The sequence below is a fragment of the Algoriphagus zhangzhouensis genome, from assembly GCF_900148515.1.
GTDB classification, from domain to species: domain Bacteria; phylum Bacteroidota; class Bacteroidia; order Cytophagales; family Cyclobacteriaceae; genus Algoriphagus; species Algoriphagus zhangzhouensis.
On record NZ_FRXN01000001.1, the window covers coordinates 293,031 to 311,693 of the forward strand.

15 protein-coding genes and 1 riboswitch are annotated in these 18,663 nt (G+C 40.0%); of the genes, 11 read left to right on the forward strand and 4 right to left on the reverse strand.

What is annotated here, in order from left to right; all coding sequences use genetic code 11:
* The first annotated feature begins 57 nt into the window (after positions 1-57).
* The 9 genes from BUF13_RS01215 (at position 58) to BUF13_RS01255 (ending at position 10,909) form a co-directional block, all read left to right on the forward strand.
* The gene (locus BUF13_RS01215) at positions 58-1,383 is read left to right on the forward strand and encodes a hypothetical protein (protein WP_073569930.1); all 1,326 of its coding nucleotides are present in this window, start codon (positions 58-60) and stop codon (positions 1,381-1,383) included.
* A 96-nt stretch (positions 1,384-1,479) separates the two neighbouring features.
* A riboswitch (SAM riboswitch) is annotated at positions 1,480-1,579 on the forward strand.
* Positions 1,580-1,641: 62 nt separating this feature from the next.
* A complete protein-coding gene (locus BUF13_RS01220; protein ID WP_073569931.1) occupies positions 1,642-2,694 on the forward strand; it encodes a homocysteine S-methyltransferase family protein in 1,053 nt (350 codons plus the stop codon).
* Positions 2,695-2,708: 14 nt separating this feature from the next.
* Positions 2,709-5,399: a methionine synthase gene (metH, locus tag BUF13_RS01225; RefSeq protein ID WP_073569932.1), complete on the forward strand. Its 2,691-nt coding sequence runs from the start codon at positions 2,709-2,711 to the stop codon at positions 5,397-5,399.
* On the forward strand, positions 5,396-6,349 hold the full coding sequence (metF, locus tag BUF13_RS01230) for a methylenetetrahydrofolate reductase [NAD(P)H] (protein ID WP_073569933.1): 954 nt from the start codon (positions 5,396-5,398) through the stop codon (positions 6,347-6,349). Before metH ends, metF begins: the two co-directional genes overlap by 4 nt.
* Positions 6,350-6,447: 98 nt before the next feature.
* Complete coding sequence (locus BUF13_RS01235; RefSeq protein WP_073569934.1) at positions 6,448-7,185, forward strand: energy transducer TonB; 738 nt, start codon at positions 6,448-6,450, stop codon at positions 7,183-7,185.
* A gap of 38 nt (positions 7,186-7,223) precedes the next feature.
* Positions 7,224-8,081 (forward strand): hydroxymethylglutaryl-CoA lyase, encoded by an 858-nt coding sequence (locus BUF13_RS01240; RefSeq protein ID WP_073569935.1) that lies wholly within the window; start codon positions 7,224-7,226, stop codon positions 8,079-8,081.
* Complete coding sequence (locus BUF13_RS01245) at positions 8,078-8,626, forward strand: PepSY-associated TM helix domain-containing protein (RefSeq protein WP_073569936.1); 549 nt, start codon at positions 8,078-8,080, stop codon at positions 8,624-8,626. The genes BUF13_RS01240 and BUF13_RS01245 overlap by 4 nt, the downstream gene beginning before the upstream one ends.
* A gap of 46 nt (positions 8,627-8,672) precedes the next feature.
* Positions 8,673-9,278, forward strand: coding sequence for a Uma2 family endonuclease (locus BUF13_RS01250; RefSeq protein ID WP_073569937.1), 606 nt, complete (start codon positions 8,673-8,675; stop codon positions 9,276-9,278).
* 95 nt (positions 9,279-9,373) lie between these two features.
* Positions 9,374-10,909: a tetratricopeptide repeat protein gene (locus tag BUF13_RS01255; protein WP_073569938.1), complete on the forward strand. Its 1,536-nt coding sequence runs from the start codon at positions 9,374-9,376 to the stop codon at positions 10,907-10,909.
* A 37-nt stretch (positions 10,910-10,946) separates the two neighbouring features.
* Here BUF13_RS01255 and dprA read toward each other — a convergent pair whose 3' ends face one another.
* The 3 genes from dprA to BUF13_RS01270 form a co-directional block, all read right to left on the reverse strand.
* Entirely contained in the window at positions 10,947-12,074 is a 1,128-nt protein-coding gene (gene dprA / locus BUF13_RS01260) for a DNA-processing protein DprA (RefSeq protein WP_073569939.1), read from the reverse strand.
* Positions 12,046-12,399: a MerR family transcriptional regulator gene (locus tag BUF13_RS01265; RefSeq protein WP_073569940.1), complete on the reverse strand. Its 354-nt coding sequence runs from the start codon at positions 12,397-12,399 to the stop codon at positions 12,046-12,048. Before BUF13_RS01265 ends, dprA begins: the two co-directional genes overlap by 29 nt.
* A gap of 86 nt (positions 12,400-12,485) precedes the next feature.
* Positions 12,486-13,190, reverse strand: a complete 705-nt coding sequence (locus BUF13_RS01270; protein WP_073569941.1) for a 16S rRNA (uracil(1498)-N(3))-methyltransferase — start codon at positions 13,188-13,190, stop codon at positions 12,486-12,488.
* Between the two features lie 189 nt (positions 13,191-13,379).
* On the opposite strand from BUF13_RS01270, the gene BUF13_RS01275 reads away from it, so the two are divergent.
* Both BUF13_RS01275 and BUF13_RS01280 read left to right on the forward strand, forming a co-directional pair.
* On the forward strand, positions 13,380-13,718 hold the full coding sequence (locus BUF13_RS01275; RefSeq protein ID WP_073569942.1) for a PadR family transcriptional regulator: 339 nt from the start codon (positions 13,380-13,382) through the stop codon (positions 13,716-13,718).
* Entirely contained in the window at positions 13,711-16,317 is a 2,607-nt protein-coding gene (locus tag BUF13_RS01280) for an FtsX-like permease family protein (protein ID WP_073569943.1), read from the forward strand. Before BUF13_RS01275 ends, BUF13_RS01280 begins: the two co-directional genes overlap by 8 nt.
* A 212-nt stretch (positions 16,318-16,529) precedes the next feature.
* Here the strand turns inward: BUF13_RS01280 and BUF13_RS01285 are convergent, their stop codons facing one another.
* Positions 16,530-18,287, reverse strand: a complete 1,758-nt coding sequence (locus BUF13_RS01285) for a DEAD/DEAH box helicase (protein ID WP_073569944.1) — start codon at positions 18,285-18,287, stop codon at positions 16,530-16,532.
* Between the last annotated feature and the right edge of the window lie 376 nt (positions 18,288-18,663).

Consider the following 18,663-nt stretch of genomic DNA (forward strand, 5'->3'; position numbering starts at 1 on the left):
TTAGCATTAATTTTGCCTGAGAGGCAGGAATAAAAGCCAATTGCCTCGAGTCCTACCATGATAAAAGCTGATTTTTTCAGAATTCCTTTCGTTTTATTCCTATTTCTGGTGCTGGGAAATCAAGCGTTTTCCCAAAAGCTCTATTCGAAAAGGTCAACGCTTTATACCTATATGGGTGTGAGTGGAGCAAAATTGAACCAGTTTAATCAAATGCTGGAGGATAGGGGACTTTCAGAGTTGAGGAATAAATACCATTCTGTAGGCTTAGGTTACCAGAGTAGAATCAATGATTTTGTGATTGGAATGGAACTGATCCACAATCGAGGTTCCTACAGCGAATTTGACGGCTACAAAATGGGCTTTAGAACATCTAGGGCTTTGGTAAACATCGGCTATGCGTTCACAGAGGAATCTAAGTTTCAATTGATTCACTACATGTCCTTAGGTGTCGGCTTTTTGAATTTTCAAATGCTTCCATCTGAAAAACCGCCCGGTCTGGAATCTTTTCTGGAGGATCCTGAAAGGGGATTTATCCTAAGAAAAAATGATATTCAAAAAGGCACGACAAACTATGGAGATTTTTTGACTGAAATCGGGTTTCAGTTGAGTTATGATTTTGATGTGCCAGGTAGGGAAGAGGTTGTTTCTGTAATCGCAAAAATGGGTTATTCTTTTAGTCCGTTTGAAGGAAAATGGCAAATGAATGGGCTTTCTTTTGATAATACACAAAGTGGTGCTTTTTTCAGAGTTGGAGCAGGAATCTCACTTCCGGATAGAAATTTCTTTTACAAAGACGCTTCTATTTCTGCCCATCTGATTACAGGTTTTCATTTTACTTCTCCAAAAAAATTCAATTCTATTTTGTCTGATCATGGATATGATGAGTTGGATGGAATGCCTTCAAATTTGGGATTGAAAATCCAAGGTGAGAATGAAAAGCTGCTTTACGGTGCAGAGGTTTATAATTTGTCAATGAAAGGAGATGCATCCAGTACCCAAACTCACTCCTTAAACAGCTTGAGAGTTTATGGAAATCTGGGATATAAGGCTCTCCAGTATAAAAACTTCGGATTGGGTGCCACAGGAGGAATTGGATATGGAAACCTGCGTTATACTATTTTGAAAAATGATAAACCAGACTTTCCTGAGCTTTTCGAACAGAGAAAATTTGATGGCTATTTAAAAAATTCGGGACTAATGGCTAAGCCTGAAGTTTTTGTGGAATATGCGATTCCAATGACTAAAATGAAGCTTTTTGATCTTGTTTTTACTGCCGCTGCTGGGTATGAATTAGCCTTGGCAAATTATCGATTGGGCGAATTGGATATGGCGGATTATATGACTGCTCCTTACCTGATGTTTGGCATTGGAGTGAGACCTTGATTATTTGAGCCAATTTCAGTTGATTCTTTTGATAATATTGATTGAAAATTCCAATCTACGGGCTGTTTTATTCTAAAATAGCTGTTACCTTTGGTCTGCTTATCGAGAAAGACCGAGGGAAGGGCCCAAAGACGTCTTAGCAACCTGTCCTCAAGGTGCTAACTCCCATTCTGGAAAAACCGGAAACAGATGAGCGGAATAGGTACTTTGTACTTTCCTCCGTGGTTTTGCTCGATTAGCTTTTTGAAAATTACAATTATGCAAAACAGAACGGAAACTCTTCTCAAATTACTTCAGGAACGTATATTGATACTGGATGGTGCTATGGGTACCATGATCCAACGGTATACCCTGACCGAAGAGGATTTCAGAACTCCTGAATTAAAAGATCACCCAAAAGCTCTCAAAGGCAATAACGATTTACTTTCTCTAAGTCGCCCAGATATTATCAAGGCAATTCATGCTGAATATTTTGAAGCTGGAGCAGATATCATTGAAACCAACACTTTCTCGGGAACTACTATCGCCCAAGCAGATTACGGATTGGAAAAATTGGCCTATGCCATCAATTTTGAGTCTGCGAAATTGGCAAGAGAAGTGGCTGATGAATTTACAGCCAAGAACCCTGAAAAACCTCGCTTTGTAGCAGGTGCGATGGGACCAACTAACCGTACAGCATCTATTTCTCCTGATGTCAATGATCCAGGTTATAGAGCTGTGACTTTTGATGAGCTAGCTACGGCCTATGCCGAGCAAGTTCGAGGCTTGTTGGATGGCGGAGTGGATATTCTTCTGGTAGAAACCATCTTCGATACCTTGAATGCAAAGGCTGCTTTATATGCGATTCAGGATGTATTCGAAGAGAGAGGACTTCCTTTGGACCCAAGAGAAGGAGGTATTCCAATTATGATTTCTGGAACCATAACCGATGCTTCTGGAAGAACACTTTCAGGACAAACCACTGAGGCATTTTTAATTTCTGTTTCTCACGTTCCTTTACTTTCTGTTGGATTGAATTGTGCTTTGGGAGCCAAAGAACTGAGACCATATCTAAAAGTATTGTCCAATAAAGCTCCATTCTTTGTTTCTGCATACCCTAATGCAGGCCTTCCAAATGAATTTGGCGCTTATGATCAAGGAGCCAATGAAATGGCAGATCAGGTAAGAGACTTTATGAAAGAAGGGATGCTCAATATTGTCGGTGGATGCTGTGGAACTACACCAGATCACATCAAGGCTTTGGCAAAAATGGCTTCAGAATTTCAGCCTAGAAAGACTGAAAGTGAAGAAGTAATCGAAACTGCAGACTGAGGAAGGATAAAATCATGGACAATTTGAAATTATCAGGCCTAGAGCCTTTGGTGTTTACTCCCAATTTGAATTTTGTCAACATTGGAGAGCGAACCAATATCACAGGATCGAAAAAATTCGCCCGACTGATCCTTAATGGGCAATACGATGAAGCATTGGAAGTGGCACTTGACCAAGTAAGAGGTGGGGCCCAGGTGCTGGATGTCTGCATGGATGAGGGGATGCTAGATGGGGAAGCAGCGATGGTTCGTTTCCTGAACCTGATTGCTTCTGAGCCTGAGATTAGCCGTATTCCCATAATGGTTGACAGCTCCAAGTGGAGTATCATTTTGGCGGGCTTGAAGTGTATTCAAGGGAAAGGAATAGTGAATTCCATTTCATTGAAGAATGGGGAAGAGGAGTTTATTTCTCAAGCCAAGACCATCAAGAAATTTGGGGCAGCGGTAGTTGTCATGGCTTTTGATGAAAAGGGCCAAGCAGACACCTATGATCGTCGTGTTGAAATCTGTGAAAGATCTTATAGAATATTAGTCGATCAGGTCAAATTCAATCCTCAGGATATCATTTTTGACCCCAATATCTTCCCGGTTGCGACAGGGATGGAAGAGCACAGAAGAAATGCGTTGGATTTTTTCTTGGGTACAAAATGGATTAAAGAAAACCTTCCAGGAGCTAAAGTTAGTGGTGGAGTAAGTAATGTGTCCTTCTCTTTCAGGGGAAATAATCCTGTGAGAGAGGCCATGCATGCTGCATTCCTATACCATGCAATCCATCATGGAATGGATATGGGTATCGTGAATCCGACAATGTTGGAAGTCTATGATGATATCCCAAAAGACCTTTTGGAACGTGTGGAAGATGTGCTTTTTGATAGAAGAGATGATGCAACTGAAAGATTGCTTGATTTCGCAGAAACCGTAAAAAGTTCTGGTAAAAAAGAAGCTGTCAGTGAAGCGTGGAGAAATGAACCTGTTTCCAAAAGAATAGAACATGCGCTTGTGAAGGGTGTTTTGGACTTTATTGTCGAGGATACTGAGGAGGCTAGATTGGAGTTGGAGAACCCCTTGAAGGTGATCGAAGGGCCATTGATGGATGGAATGAATGTGGTTGGGGATCTATTTGGTGAAGGGAAAATGTTCCTTCCTCAGGTAGTAAAATCCGCAAGGGTGATGAAAAAGGCTGTTGCCTATTTGGAACCGTTTATGCCACTTCCGGAAGAAGGTCAGGAAGGTTCTAATCTGAAGAAAATATTGCTTGCAACTGTCAAAGGAGACGTCCATGATATTGGAAAGAATATCGTGGGAGTGGTTTTGGCTTGTAATTCTTACCAAATCATTGATTTGGGTGTGATGGTGGATGCTCAGGTGATCATAGATGAGGCCATCAAAAATAAAGTAGACATCATCGGCTTGAGTGGATTGATCACTCCATCATTGGATGAAATGGTCAATGTAGCCTCTGAAATGGAGAGACAAGGATTGAAGATTCCTTTGTTGATCGGTGGTGCCACAACTTCTCGAATTCATACAGCTGTGAAGATTGATCCAGTTTATTCTGGAACAGTCGTTCATGTGACTGATGCGAGTAAGTCTGTTCCAATCGCAGGAGAGGCTATTTCTGAGGAAACCAAAGCTAGCTATCACTTACAGATCAAGGAAACCTATCAAAAGCTTAGAGAAGAACATGAGGCCAAGCAAGCTGTAAAGCAGATGGTTTCTTATTTGGAAGCAAAAGGAAATCCAGTTGAGATCGAATGGGAAGGTTATGAGCCGGCAGTTCCAGAAGTTTTGGGAAGACAAGTATTAGATTTGGATCTTGATGTCTTGAGAAAATACATTGACTGGACTCCATTTTTCCAAACTTGGATGCTAAGCGGAAAATACCCGAAGATTCTAGAAGATGAAGTGGTCGGAAATGAAGCGAAAAAGCTTTTTGCAGACGCTAACACTATGCTGGATCGGATCATTTCAGAAAAATGGTTAGAAGCTAAAGCAGTTTTTGGACTATATCCTGTCAAAAGGACCGAAGACGACGCGGAGGTTTTTGAACCAAATGATGAGAATATACAGATAGGAAAATTTCACTTTTTGCGCCAGCAAGGTAAAAAAGGAAAAGGGGTGCCAAATAGATCACTAGCAGATTACCTTCATCCGGATAAAACTGATTATTTGGGATGTTTTGCGGTGACAGCAGGATTGAACATGGAAGCTAAGTTGGCCGAATTCCAGAAAATTGGAGATGATTACAATGATATCCTTTTCAAGGCTCTGGCGGATCGATTGGCAGAAGCCGCAGCTGAATATCTTCATGAAAAAGTAAGGAAGGAGGACTGGGGATATGCCAAAAATGAAAGTTTGAAGAATGATTCCCTGATCCGTGAAGAGTATGCTGGGATTCGTCCTGCTCCAGGATATCCAGCATGTCCAGAACACTCCGAGAAGGAGATGATTTCTGAGCTTTTGGATATGGAAAACACTGCAGGTATCAAATTGACTTCCAGTTATGCCATGATTCCTACGAGTTCCGTTTCTGGTTTCTTCTTCGGTCATCCCGAATCCAAATACTTTGGTCTGGGTAAAATCGCTGAAGATCAAGTTGCCAGTTACGCAGAAAGAAAAGGAATCACTTTAGAGAAAGCAGAACGTTTGCTTTCCCCAAATCTTGCCTATCAACCTAATAAATCGAAAGAAGTAGAAAACTCATGAAAATAACCGAACATCTATCCAACGCAGACAAAACCCTGTTTTCGTTTGAGATCCTTCCGCCTTTGAAGGGCCAAAGTTTGAAAGACCTTTTGGAAGGGATAGAGCCTTTGATGGAATTCAAGCCTCCTTTTGTAGATGTGACTTATCACAGAGAGGAGTTTATTTATAAGAAGCATCCGAATGGACTTTTGGAGAAAATCTCTACCAAAAAACGTCCGGGAACAGTAGGGATTTGTGCAGCGATCATGAACAAGTTTCACATTGATGCTGTGCCTCATTTGTTATGTGGAGGATTTAATAAGGAGGAAACTGAAAATGCACTGATTGACCTCAATTTCATTGGCGTGGACAATGTTTTGGCGTTGAGAGGAGATGCTCCAAAAACTGAAGGAAAGTTTGTGCCTGAATTGGATGGGCATCATTATGCCAGTGAATTGGTGGAGCAAATCGTAGGGATGAACAATGGGAAATACCTACATGAAGAAACTGAAACTAGTTTCCATACAGATTTTTGTGTGGGTGTAGCAGGTTATCCAGAGAAGCATTTTGAAGCTCCAAGTATGAAATTTGACTTGAAATACTTGAAGGAAAAAGTAGATAAAGGTGCGGAATACATTGTCACTCAGATGTTTTTTGACAATCAGAAATATTTTGAATTTGTAGACAAAGTAAGAGAAGCGGGTTTAGACGTTCCAGTTATTCCTGGAATCAAACCAATAACCTCTGTTAATCAAATCACCATGCTTCCAAGAACATTCTTCCTGGATCTTCCAGATCCATTAATGGATGAACTTGAAAAGTGCAAGACCAATGCAGAAGTGAAAGAAGTTGGGATCGAATGGGCGATTCAGCAATGCAAAGAGCTGGTAAAAGCCAATGTGCCTTCCCTTCATTTTTATACAATGAGTAAAGCAAGTGCTACTTATGCCATAGCGAAAGAGGTGTTTTAAACCTACCATGGTTCAAGTTAAAGGCTCAATTCTTTTTATAGAGTTGAGCCTAATTTTTTTAAAACACTATCTTAGTTGAATTATTTTACCTTGTTGAAATGAGACCCCTATTATTGCTTTTTGCTTTTTTATTCATTTATGATTTCTGTAACGCCCAATATGTCCGTTTTGTGGATCGGTACGATTTGGAAGTCACTGACACTACAGGGACTAGTTTTACATATTTCGAGATAATTCGGGAGTTTGGTCAAGCAGTAAAAATTGAACGCTTTAGAAAGGATTCAGTCAAAGTTTCGGAATCAACAACTCTATTTGATAGTCTGGGAAATGTAAAAGGATTTAGAAAAAGGGACTTGTTTGAATCTGGGAAAAGCGAGTTTGTTTATTCAGAAGACAAATCCAAAAGGGAAATCGAAAAAATCAGATATTATGAAAGTGGTGATGTCAAAAGCCAGAAATTTTTTCGGGATGGCCAGCTCGTAAATGAGGCTTATTTTGATAAAGAGGGGCAAAGTATATCATATCTAGAAAGTAGAGAAGCGATTCCTGAGGATGGTAAGGAAGGGTGGACAAATTATATGATTAAGAATCTTTCATATCCTCAAGCTGCTAGATCCGCAAGAGCCGAAGGAACCATCATCGTGATTTGTTTGGTGGATAAAGAGGGCAATCTTAAAGATCCTCAAATAATTAATAAAGGAGAATACCATCCATCTCTTGAAAAAGAGGCAATAATGTTAATCGAAAAATATCCGGATCAATTTACTCCAGCGATGGAAGATGGAGAAGTGGTAGAATCATTTTTTAGATTTCCAGTTCGCTTCAAATTATCCTAGCGGTTCCTCTTTTATCTAAGATCTCCCTACCTTCGAGTATGATTAAACTCATCGAATGTCCCCGAGATGCCATGCAGGGGATGCCGGATTTTATTGACACTGCTATCAAAGCTGCCTATATCAATCAATTATTGGAGATCGGATTTGACACAGTTGATTTTGGAAGCTTTGTCAGTCCAAAAGCCATCCCTCAAATGCGAGATACAGAGGAGGTGTTGAGTTTGTTGGATTTGCATAGATCAAAGTCAAAACTGCTTGCCATTGTTGCCAATCTAAGAGGAGCAGAGGATGCTTTTCATTTTCCCGAGATTGATTATTTAGGGTTTCCACTTTCTGTTTCTGAGACTTTCCAACAAAGGAATACCAATGCTAGTATTGCTCAGGCTTTGGAGACAGTGGAGACTATCCAGAACCTTTGTCAGACCAAAGGAAAAGAGATGGTGGTTTACTTAAGCATGGGCTTTGGGAATCCGTATGGGGATCCTTATTCTCCAGAATTGGTAGCGGAGTTTGTTCAAAAATTGGATGATTTAGAAATTAAAATAATTTCTTTAAGTGATACAGTAGGACTTGCTGATAATAAGTTGATTAAAGAATTGTTTAAAGTGCAATTTGAAGCTTTTCCGGAGATAGAATTCGGAGCGCATTTGCATAGTAGACCAGAAAGTATTTCTGAAAAAGTAGAAGCAGCTTTGGAGGGAGGATGCAGGAGATTTGATGGCGCTTTGAAAGGTTTTGGGGGATGTCCCATGGCCAAGGATGAATTGGTTGGGAATATGGATACAGAGATCATGATAGATACTCTAGAGTCCAAAGGATATCAGCTTGACCTGAATAAAAGAGAATTGATTGAGGCGGTGAAATTGGCTAATTACGTTTTTCAATCACCTTTATGAGTAAATCAGTTCAATCAAAAGTAAAAGCCCTGCGCTTATACAGGACCCTTCATAAATGGATCGGGGTTCCTTTGATTATTTTCTTTTTGGTAGTGGGAGTGACCTCCATTTTGTTGGCTTGGAAGAAGAAGGTGGAGCTTTTGCCTCCAACCCAGAAAACAAAAGTTGAAAATGGAACCTGGATTTTGCCATCTGAAATGGTCAAGATCGGAGAGGAAGAAATGGTCAAGATCGGAGAGGATCCGGAAGTAGATCGATTGGATATTCGACCTGATAAAGGCATTGCTAAAGTGACTTTCAAAACTCATTTTACCGAAGTGCAGGTAGATGGATATTCCGGTGAGGTACTTTCTGTTTCAACGCGTCATTCGGATTGGATCGAAAAGGTTCACGATGGTAGCATTATCGATTTTTATTGGACTGGAGAAGAAGGCGCGAAGTTGACCTATTCTACTTTGACAGCTTTGGGTTTACTTTTCTTAGCCTTCAGTGGTTTTTACTTGTGGTATTATCCCAAGTTGATCAGAAGATTGAAGAAGGCTTAGTGCTCATTGATTATTTATTTAGTCGATTAATCGCTAAATTTTAACTATGAAAGGAGAGGAGAAATCTAATTTGGTGAAAGAACCTGATATGGAGTATGGAAACTACTCCTATGCAGACTATTTGACTTGGCAAATCGACGATATGGTCGAGTTGATTCGTGGCAAAGTTTATAAATGGGCTGCTGCTGCTCCTGGATTGAGTCATCAAAAGGTTTCAGTTAGGTTAACCAATAAAATTTTTGATTATTTGAAAGGAAAGCCTTGCCAGGTTTTTCATGCTCCATTTGATGTTAGACTACCCATAAAGTCCAATAAAAACAACCAGATTCATACCGTATTACAACCAGATATTTCTGTGATTTGTGATGAAAGCAAATTAGACGAAGATGGATGTTTGGGAGCCCCGGATTTGGTAGTAGAGATTCTTTCTCCTGGAAATAATAAAAAAGAACTTCGACTGAAATATGAGGTGTATGAGGAGTCTGGAGTTCAAGAATATTGGGTAATCCATCCTGTAGAACAGACTCTGTTGATTTACCGCCTAATTGATGGGAAATATCAGGCTTCGAGATTATTTGTCTCGGGAGATATTGTTAAATCAGACTGTATTGAAGGTTTCGAAGTGAATCTGGTAGAAATCTTTGAGAGCTGATTATTCTCCCACATGCAACCTTTTTCCACGATCCTTCATCTGTTTAGTATAGGGGCAGTTTTTTGTATTTCATGCTTCTGATATCTTTTGTAAGCATGATGAAATTGAAAGTGTTCGTAATTTTATCCCTGATTTTTGGGAATGTTTTTTTAGCTAGTTCGCAAACTTCCTTACCAGAAATAGATATTGAAAATGGACCTAATCCAGTAGGTTTTAAGCACTACGCTACTTTTGATAGTAGTAGAACTTACAGCAAATTCTATGATTTTTCTACTCGGAAAACTGCAAGGCCTATTCCTATAAGTATATGGTATCCAGCCGAATCAATAGATGGATCTGAAGCTTTAGATATATTGGATTATATGAGAATTCTTACACAAGAAGAAGAGTGGGAGCACTTACCTGATGATCAGATCCTGAATTGGTTTTATTATTCCAATACTCCTGAAAATCAGAAACACCTTGAAGAAATCACTTCTGCTTTTCCGAATGCCCCTTTCCGAAAAGGAAAGTTTCCTCTGATTATTTATGCTTCTAGCTTTCAAGCATCTTCCATTGAAAATTTTGCTCTTTTTGAATATTTGGCCAGTCATGGATTTGTGGTGATCTCCAGTCCCAGCCGTGGAACAAAGACTCGTTGGTTTACTGGGAACTTCCCCATGGAAATAGAAACTCAAGTTAGAGATGTGGAGTTTTTGATGAATGAGGCGAATAAAATTGCAAATGCTGATTTGGATAAAATTGCTTTGATGGGTTTTAGTTTCGGAGGACTCGCCAATATCATTGTCCAAAATCGAAATGATCGAGTCAAAGCGGTTGTAAGTTTGGATGGTACTGAGAGATACCAATATCAATTGCTCGAAAAGTCCCCGTTTTTTAATCCAGATAAGGTAGACGTTCCATACATCCATTTTGCACAAAAAGATTTCCCTGATCAAGTCTTGAAGGAAGATGAAATTGATCCAGAATTGAATTCCATTTTTCAATTGTATGATAGCCTGACTAGAAGTGAAGCCTATCAACTCAAGATGAACAATCTATCTCATAGCTACTTTAGTACTCTTGGTGTTCTCTTTGAGAATAGGGATTTGAGGCAAGATAAAAGTGATTTGGAGATCATGGAATCCTATCAGCTTGTTTCCAAATATGTATTAAATTTCTTGAGATCAACATTGGAAAAGGATACGACTGCGACAGAATTCCTCTCCGCTAATCCAGTTGAAAATGGGATTCTAGAAAATTTGATCAGCTTCAAAACCAAAAAGGCAGAGGAGAGAGCTTTTACTTTTCAGGATTTCAACGATTTGGCTTCCGAACAAAAATATGACGGCCTTTTCACTTTGTATGAGTCCGTGGTAAAGGACCACCCTGATTTTGAGATCCCGGAAGGAAGCTTAAATCAAATGGCTTTGCAATTGGTTTTCAATCCAGAAACATCCCAAAAGGGTATTAATCTGTTTTTATTTGGAACAAAGCTTTTTCCCAATTCAGCGAATCTATATGACAGTTTAGGGGAAGGCTACTACTATATGGGGGAAAAAGAAAAGGCCATTGAAAGCTTTAAGAAGTCATTAAAACTTTATCCTGAGAATCAGAATGCAATTCAGAGACTAAAAGAGTTAGAGAATTGACCCGGCTTCTGGAGAATCAGGATAACGGTGGAAAGGATCAAACCAACAATCTATACTTCTTTCCTGGCAGTGACTTAATAATTCCCTCAAATTCCATTGCCAAAAGTTTAGAAGAAAGTACCCCTAAAGGAATCTCTGTCTGATAGGATATCTGATCGATTTCCATTTCCTTTTTCTCCAAAAGCAGATTTAGGATTGCCTTCTCTTCTTCATCTCTTTGGTAAATGTCCAATTTTGGTTTGGGAATAGTTTTTTCTCCCTCTTTGCTCCAGAAAAGTGCCTCAGCGATATCCTCAGGACCTGTGTAGATATTTGCTTTCATTTTTCGGATCAGGTGATTACAGCCCTCACTGTATTGGGATTGCAAGTTTCCGGGTACTGCAAAGACCTCCTTGTCATAGCTGTAGGCTATTTCTGCCGTGATCAAGGCTCCACCTTTCGCGGCAGCTTCCACGACTACCAATGCATCTGAAAATCCAGCAATGATTCTGTTTCTAGCAGGGAAATTACCGGGAACCATCCTAGATCCCGGAGCATATTCGCTGATGATGGCTCCATTTTCCATCATTTGTTCTGCTGTTTTTCTGTGAGTAGCTGGATAGATTTGATCGATAGGAGAGCCCAAGACTCCTATGGTAGGCAGGTTTGCTGTCAAACTCTCCCGATGGGCTTCTATGTCTATTCCATAAGCCAGTCCTGAAACAATGGTCGGTTTGTAAATGGAAGAATCTGTAATCAATTTTTTGGTAGCTGCCTTGCCATAAGTAGTGGCACTTCGTGTACCGACTACTCCAATGGTTTTTTCAGGGTTGAAATCGGCATTTCCTTTGACAAAAAGCAGAACTGGCCCGTCTTCCTGAGCTTTGAGTCTCTGTGGGAAGTTTGGATCAAAAAGAGTCAGGATCCTGAATTGCTTCTTTTCTGCAGATTGGATCAATTCATCTGCCTTTCGAAGCAAAGTCTCCTCTGAATTTCGGATTTCAAGCAAACGGGAGCCAATTCTGGGGATTTTGGAGGCTTTTCCTTTGGTGATTTGGAAAAATCCTTCCGCAGAACCAGCGTAAGCTACGATGGCTTTGAAGATACTCGGGCCGACTTTTGGGGCTAATGCTAAAGCTAAAAAGTATCTAAAGGACTCATGATTGGGATTTGGACTGGAACTCATCCCTCAAATTGATTAAAAAGTCTTTGATCTCCTGGAGTTTTTGAACCGCCTCAACCTTATTGAATCCTTGCTCTTTTCCTTGAGCAATGACCTCTCTGGCGCCCTCCAAGGTGTAACCTTTTTCTTTGACTAGGTGAAAAATATATTTAATCTTTTGGATATCGTCTTTGGTGTAGCGACGATTTCCTTTTTTATCCTTTTTCGGCCGAATGATATCAAATTCTCCCTCCCAATATCTAATCAATGAAGGTGCAACTTTAAACTGCTGAGCTACTTCCCCAATGGAATAATATTTCTTCTCTATTTCTCTCTCTTTGTACGGCACTGGATTTTCTTTATTACTCTAAATTAATGAAAATATAGCTTTCTCCTAAAGTAAAACTTGAGGTCTTTTGGTTTTCAACGAAAAATTTATCGATTCAGTATTTGAAGCATCTGAATAGCAGCCAATCCGGCTGTTTCAGTTCTCAAACGGCTTTTCCCAAGGGAAATGGGCTGGAAGTTTTGATCCATTGCTTCCTGAATTTCTTTGGGATCAAAATCTCCTTCAGGACCAATTAAGATCACATATTTTCCTTTCGGCTTTGCTAAGTCCAATAAATGATGATCATGGTTTTCATCTACATAAGCGATGAATTTCTCAAAATCATCAAATTCAGAATTATTTATAAGTGATTTAAAATCAATAGTTTGATTGATTTTTGGGGTGTGATACTTTAAGCTTTGCTTGCAAGCAGAGATCATCTTTTTATGCAGTCTTTCGGTCTTCAAAAAGCTTCTTTCCGAGTTCATAGTTGAAAGCAAAGTCAACTCATGAAAACCGATTTCTGTGATTTTTTCAATCATCCATTCCATACGATCAGGACTTTTGGTAGGAGCTATGGCTAAGTGGATATAAAAATCATCTGCTGGCACTTGCTCACTTGAAACAACCTGGAGAATGGACTTCTTAGGGTTAGCATCTGTCAACTTGCATTCATACAAATTACCTTCTCCATCCGTGATATGAATGGTGTCTCCTTCACGCTTTCGAAGTACTCGAGTCAAATGCTTGGATTCCTCTGGCTCCAAGGTGATCGTTGGAGGACTGATATGTTGTTGAAAAAAGAGCTGCATGAAGGTCCAAAATTAAAATTTATTCTTTGACAAAGCACTCCTGAAATCAATTTCTAATCAATTAGGATAGGATTGGATGATTGAATCGGATGGTTTTCATTTCATCTCTGTAAAAAAGAAATCTGTATTTAATTTACAAATGTGAAATAAATACATTAGATTCATATTTGTAAATGTAATAATTTGGGTATGAAAGGCTATCATCTAGGGGAGTTGGAGGAGCTGGTTTTATTGATTGTGGGAATTCTAAATCAAGAGGCGTACGGAGTTTCGGTTGTAGAAGAAATCAAAGGTCAAACCGGTAGAAAAGTAAATATTAGCGCTATTCATACAGTATTGAATCGCTTGGAAGAAAAGGGCCTACTTACTTCTGCGATGGGAGGAGCTACCGAAGAAAGAGGAGGAAGGAGAAAACGCCTGTTTAGTCTTTCAGCAAGTGGAAGAGCTGCAATCAATGAGGTGAAAGAAGTGAGGAATCGACTTTATGATCAGTTGCCTCCATTGGCTTTAGATTTTTCTCATGGATAAGAATCGAACATATTATCCACCTAAGCTAGCAGATCGCTTTTTGGAGTTTTACTGCCTGCCAGAGCTTTTGGAGCAGATCCAAGGTGATGCCTACGAGATTTTTTACATGGATTTGGAAGGAAAAGGTCTGGCTTATGCTCGATGGAGATATATTTTCCATGTGTTCAGTTTTTTCAAATGGAGAAACATAGGCTTAAGCAAATTCATGAATCAGAAATCAACAAATGGAGCTATGATCAAAAGTTATTTTAAAATCGGTTGGAGAAATATCCTCAAGCAAAAAGGCACCACCTTTATTTCAGTTTTTGGGCTCTCTTGTGCTGTGGGTTGCTGCATTGTTGCTTATTTGTTTATAGCCAATATCTGGTTCAAAGGCTTGAATCAACCCCATAAAGATGAAATCTATCAGTTGGTTTATAGTGCAGAAGAGGCAGAGGGAATGGTGACTTATGGGACGGTTGCAGAACCCATTGCCGAACTTATTCCTGATAATCTGAACCAAGTCAAAAATCAAACTCAGGTATTGCTTGAGTTTCCTTTGCTGATTCAAAATAATGAAAGCTTTTACCAGCGCTCTTTGTATGTCGATCCTTCTTATATGGAAATGTTTGAGTATAGGATGGACTTCGGATATCCAGGAGCTTTGAATGAGTCAGATCAGGTGATTTTAACCAAGCAGCTTTCTGAAAAGCTTTTTGGAGATATGCATCCAATCGGGCAGGAGCTGGCTCTTGTAGTGAATGGAGAAGAAAGACTTTATAAGGTTGGGGGAGTATTGGCGGATTTGAAGGATATGGACATGTTTACCTTTGACCTGCTGGTCAATTTGGAATCACATCCGAATATCAAGCCTGATATCCCTTTGAAAGATACCTGGAGTAGGGAATTGTGGACTTTTATTCAGGTGGAAGGAGAGGCTGATTTGGCTCGAATTGATTCAGAATTGGCTGAGTTTACACAAATTCAAAATCAAGTCAATCCAGACAAACCCTATGCAAAAATGGGCCTGATTCCTTATCCGGAGATCATTTATAACGTGGGCAAAATCCAAAGAGGAGTAAGGGATTTCTTGGGTATTGGACCTCAAATCCTATTAGGTACAATTGGATTGTTTATCCTGCTTTTGGCTGTTTTTAATTATATCAACCTGTCCGTATTGATGGCTTCCAAAAGACTCAAAGAGATCGGTGTGAGAAAAGTGATCGGGAGTAAAAGAGGCCAATTGATTTTCCAATTTCTAAGTGAAAACCTGCTGATCTGCTTTTTTGCCATATTTCTAGGTTGTCTGATGGCAGGATTTATATTCCTTCCAGGCTTCAATGAAATAGCTTCCAAAAACCTCCAAATCGATTTGTTGAGGGATAAAAATATCTGGATTTTCCTAGGAGGAATGCTGCTGGCGATCACTCTGATTTCAGGTTTGTACCCTGCCACTTATTTGTCTTCATTCAAACCGATCAGCATTCTCAAGGGGAATCAAAAAATCGGAAGCAAAAGTGGATTTACCAGCGTTTTACTTTCTTTCCAATTTACCTTGGCCATTATCAGCATGGTTGCGGGTATCGCCTTCGTCCAAACCAATTATATCAATGCCCAAAGGGATTGGGGTTATAGTTCAGATGATAAGATCATCGTGAATGTACCGGAATCCAAAGATTATATTCCGCTTAAAAATAAGCTTTCAGCCCTTTCCTCGGTGGTAGAAGTGAGTGGAAGTCAGGATTATGTAGGGAGCTGGATCCGAGAAAAAGAAGTGTTTCTGGGAGATGATAAATACGAAGTAAACTTTTTGACAGCGGAGGCCAACTATCCAGAAATGATGGATTTGGAGCTGAAGCAGGGGAGGATGTTTAATCCGGAACTCATCACCGATACCCAAGAATCCATTTTGGTCAATCAAACTTTTTTGGATCAGGTGGGATTGGACTTTCCGTTCGAGCAAGAAGTTAGTATCGACAGTGTGGATTTTCGGGTAGTGGGAGTGGTAGATGATTTTCATACCACTTTTTTTAGCAATTCTATTGAACCCATGGTGATTCGTGCATCTCCGGATACGACCTTTAACTATTTGACTTTGAGAATGAATCCAGGTTCTGCGGAAGGGTCTATGGAATCAGTCAAGAAAATATGGCATGAAACGGTTCCTAGAGGATTTTTCGATGGAAAGCTGCAAACTGAAGTCTTTGAAAGAGAAATCGCCGATGTCAATGGAATCACTCGCTTGATTCTTTTTTCAGCTACTTTGTCTGTGATCCTTGCTTTACTTGGACTCTTTGGTTTGGTTTCTTTGAATATGGCTGCTCATATCAAGGATTATTGCATTAGAAAGGTCTTTGGGGCCAATGTTGGTGATCTTTCCAAAAAGCTACTCAAAAGGTATGTGATCATTTGGGGAGCGGCGGCTGTAGTTGGAACAGTAGTATCCAGTTTCTTGATTTCCACCTTTCTTGATAGCTTTTTTGCCTTCCATTCCGGGGTAGGGATAGTTCCAATTGGTTCGGCACTTTTGGTTTTATTTGGACTGATCATCGGAACCGTAGCCTCTCAGATCTGGAAAGTCATCAAAGCCAATCCGGCTGTGATTTTGAAGTCGGAGTAGGGGCTTTTAAACATTCAACCTCGATATATAGAAATTCTAGTTTAATTAAAAATGTTCGTAGAGACACGAACATTGGTGCACTGTCCTGATCCGTGTCTCCACGGATCAATTTGGAGTGAACATAAAAATCAATTCTAGAATATGGCATAAAAAAAGCACACTCCCTGTGGAAGTGCGCCTTTAATAACCAAATTAACCTATAAACTAAAACCTTAACCTTTTGAATGTTCTAAATTGACAGGCTTCCCTTTGATGGTGTTGTTTTTCATTGCCTTGATGACTTGATCTGCATCACCTTTAGGCACATCCACAAATGAGAAGTTGTCATAGATATCGATACTTCCGATGTTTCTTCCGGAGATTCCAGCTTCACCAGCGATAGCTCCTACGATATCATTTGGACGGATTCTGTCTTTCTTACCTAAGTTCAAGAATAGACGAGCCATGTTTGCATCACGACCTCTTTCTGGTCTTCTGCCTCCATCTCTGTCACCTCTTCCACCTTCGCGTCTGTCTCTTCTTCCTTCGCCTCTCTCGAATCTTCCACCTCTGTCGAATCTTCCACCTCGGTCTCCACGGCCTCCATCTCTGTCACCACGACCTCCGTCTCTTTCTCTTCTTCTTTCGTTGAATGATGGCAATCCGAAGTCCTGATCTCTCATTTCTTTCACTGCCTCACCCATATTCATTTTAAGCAATCCCAATGCAATCTGCTCCAAGCTCATGCCTTCAGCCAACATTTGGCCAATGGTGTCTTCGAAGATCTGATTGTCATCTTCTTTGCTCAATTGTCTGTTCACATCTTTCACCAATTGTGCTTTTTTCAAGTCGATCAGTTCAGAAACTGAAGGAGGAGCCATTTTGGTGATGGTAGCTTTGGTGTATCTTTCAAGATCTCTGATTTTCATGAAATCTCTTCTGCCAGTCACAAAGTTGATCGCAGTTCCGGATTTACCCGCACGACCTGTTCTACCGATTCTATGTACGTAATATTCTTCGTCCAAAGGCAAATCAAAGTTGAATACTGCTTCCACATTATCCACGTCGATACCTCTTGCTGCTACGTCAGTAGCTACTAGGACAGTACAAAGTCCTTTACGGAATTTGTTCATTACTTTATCTCTTTGAGCCTGAGATAGATCACCGTGAAGTGCTTCAGCGACAATTCCTCTAGAGCCCAAAGCTTCAGTAGCCTCATCTGTCATTCTCTTGGTGTTACAGAACACCACAGAAAGAGCGTAGTTGTTTACAGTCATCAAGCGAGCCATCAATTCCATTTTCAAGGAAGGCTTCACTTCATAAAATACCTGCTCGATTCTATCTACAGTCAATTCTTTCTTAGCTACCTTGATGATATGAGGATCATTCTGGTATTTTCTGGTCAAGTCCATGATAGGCTTAGCCATAGTAGCAGAGAAGAATACAGTTTGTCTTTCTTCAGGCATTTCCTGCAAGATGGCTTCGATATCATCTCTGAAGCCCATGTCTAGCATTTCATCTGCCTCATCCAATACGATGATTCCAGCATCTTCCAACTTCAAAGTACCTCTGTTGATGTGATCTTGCACACGACCAGGAGTACCTACTACAATCTGAACGCCTTTTCTCAAAACACGGATCTGCTTATCAATAGACTCACCACCGTAGATGGCAACAGAATTGATTTTTCTGTGGAATTTGGCTAGTTTCTGGATTTCACCTTCCACTTGAACAGCAAGTTCACGAGTAGGGCAAAGAATGATTGCTTGAGGTCTGTTGAAGTCTGGATCAACCAGTTCAATGATTGGAATAGCAAAAGCAGCTGTTTTTCCAGTACCGGTCTGAGCCTGTCCGATGACATCTCTACCTTCTAGTACGAAAGGAATAGCTTGTTCTTGAATAGGGGAAGGTTGGGTAAAGCCCATCTCTTCCACGGCCTGTAAGATTTCTGCTGAAATCCCCAGGTCTGAGAATTTTGTGTTGTTTTCCATGATGTTTCCTTACTTTTCTTGCCATGTACTCCAAGTGTTATCCCACGACAAGCGACAGTAAAGGATTTCACGGCTCAGAAAAATGTTCTTCGTCTTATTGACGGTGCAAAAGTAGAAGTAATTTATTTGGAAACCAAATACTATTCAAAAGTTTTTAGAATATTCTTTAAAAAATCTGCTGTTTGATAAAAATATATTTGGTTGAACTCGAATAATCGAGGTTTTGACAGTAACATCTCCAATTTGTTAGATCTAAACCTGATACTTAACATCCTTGATCATTAGGTTGGGATGGACGATTTTGCATGCTTTAAATTTTATACTGTCTCCTGCCTTCCATCTCCTGTCTTCATTCTCTATTCTCCAATCTCTTAAT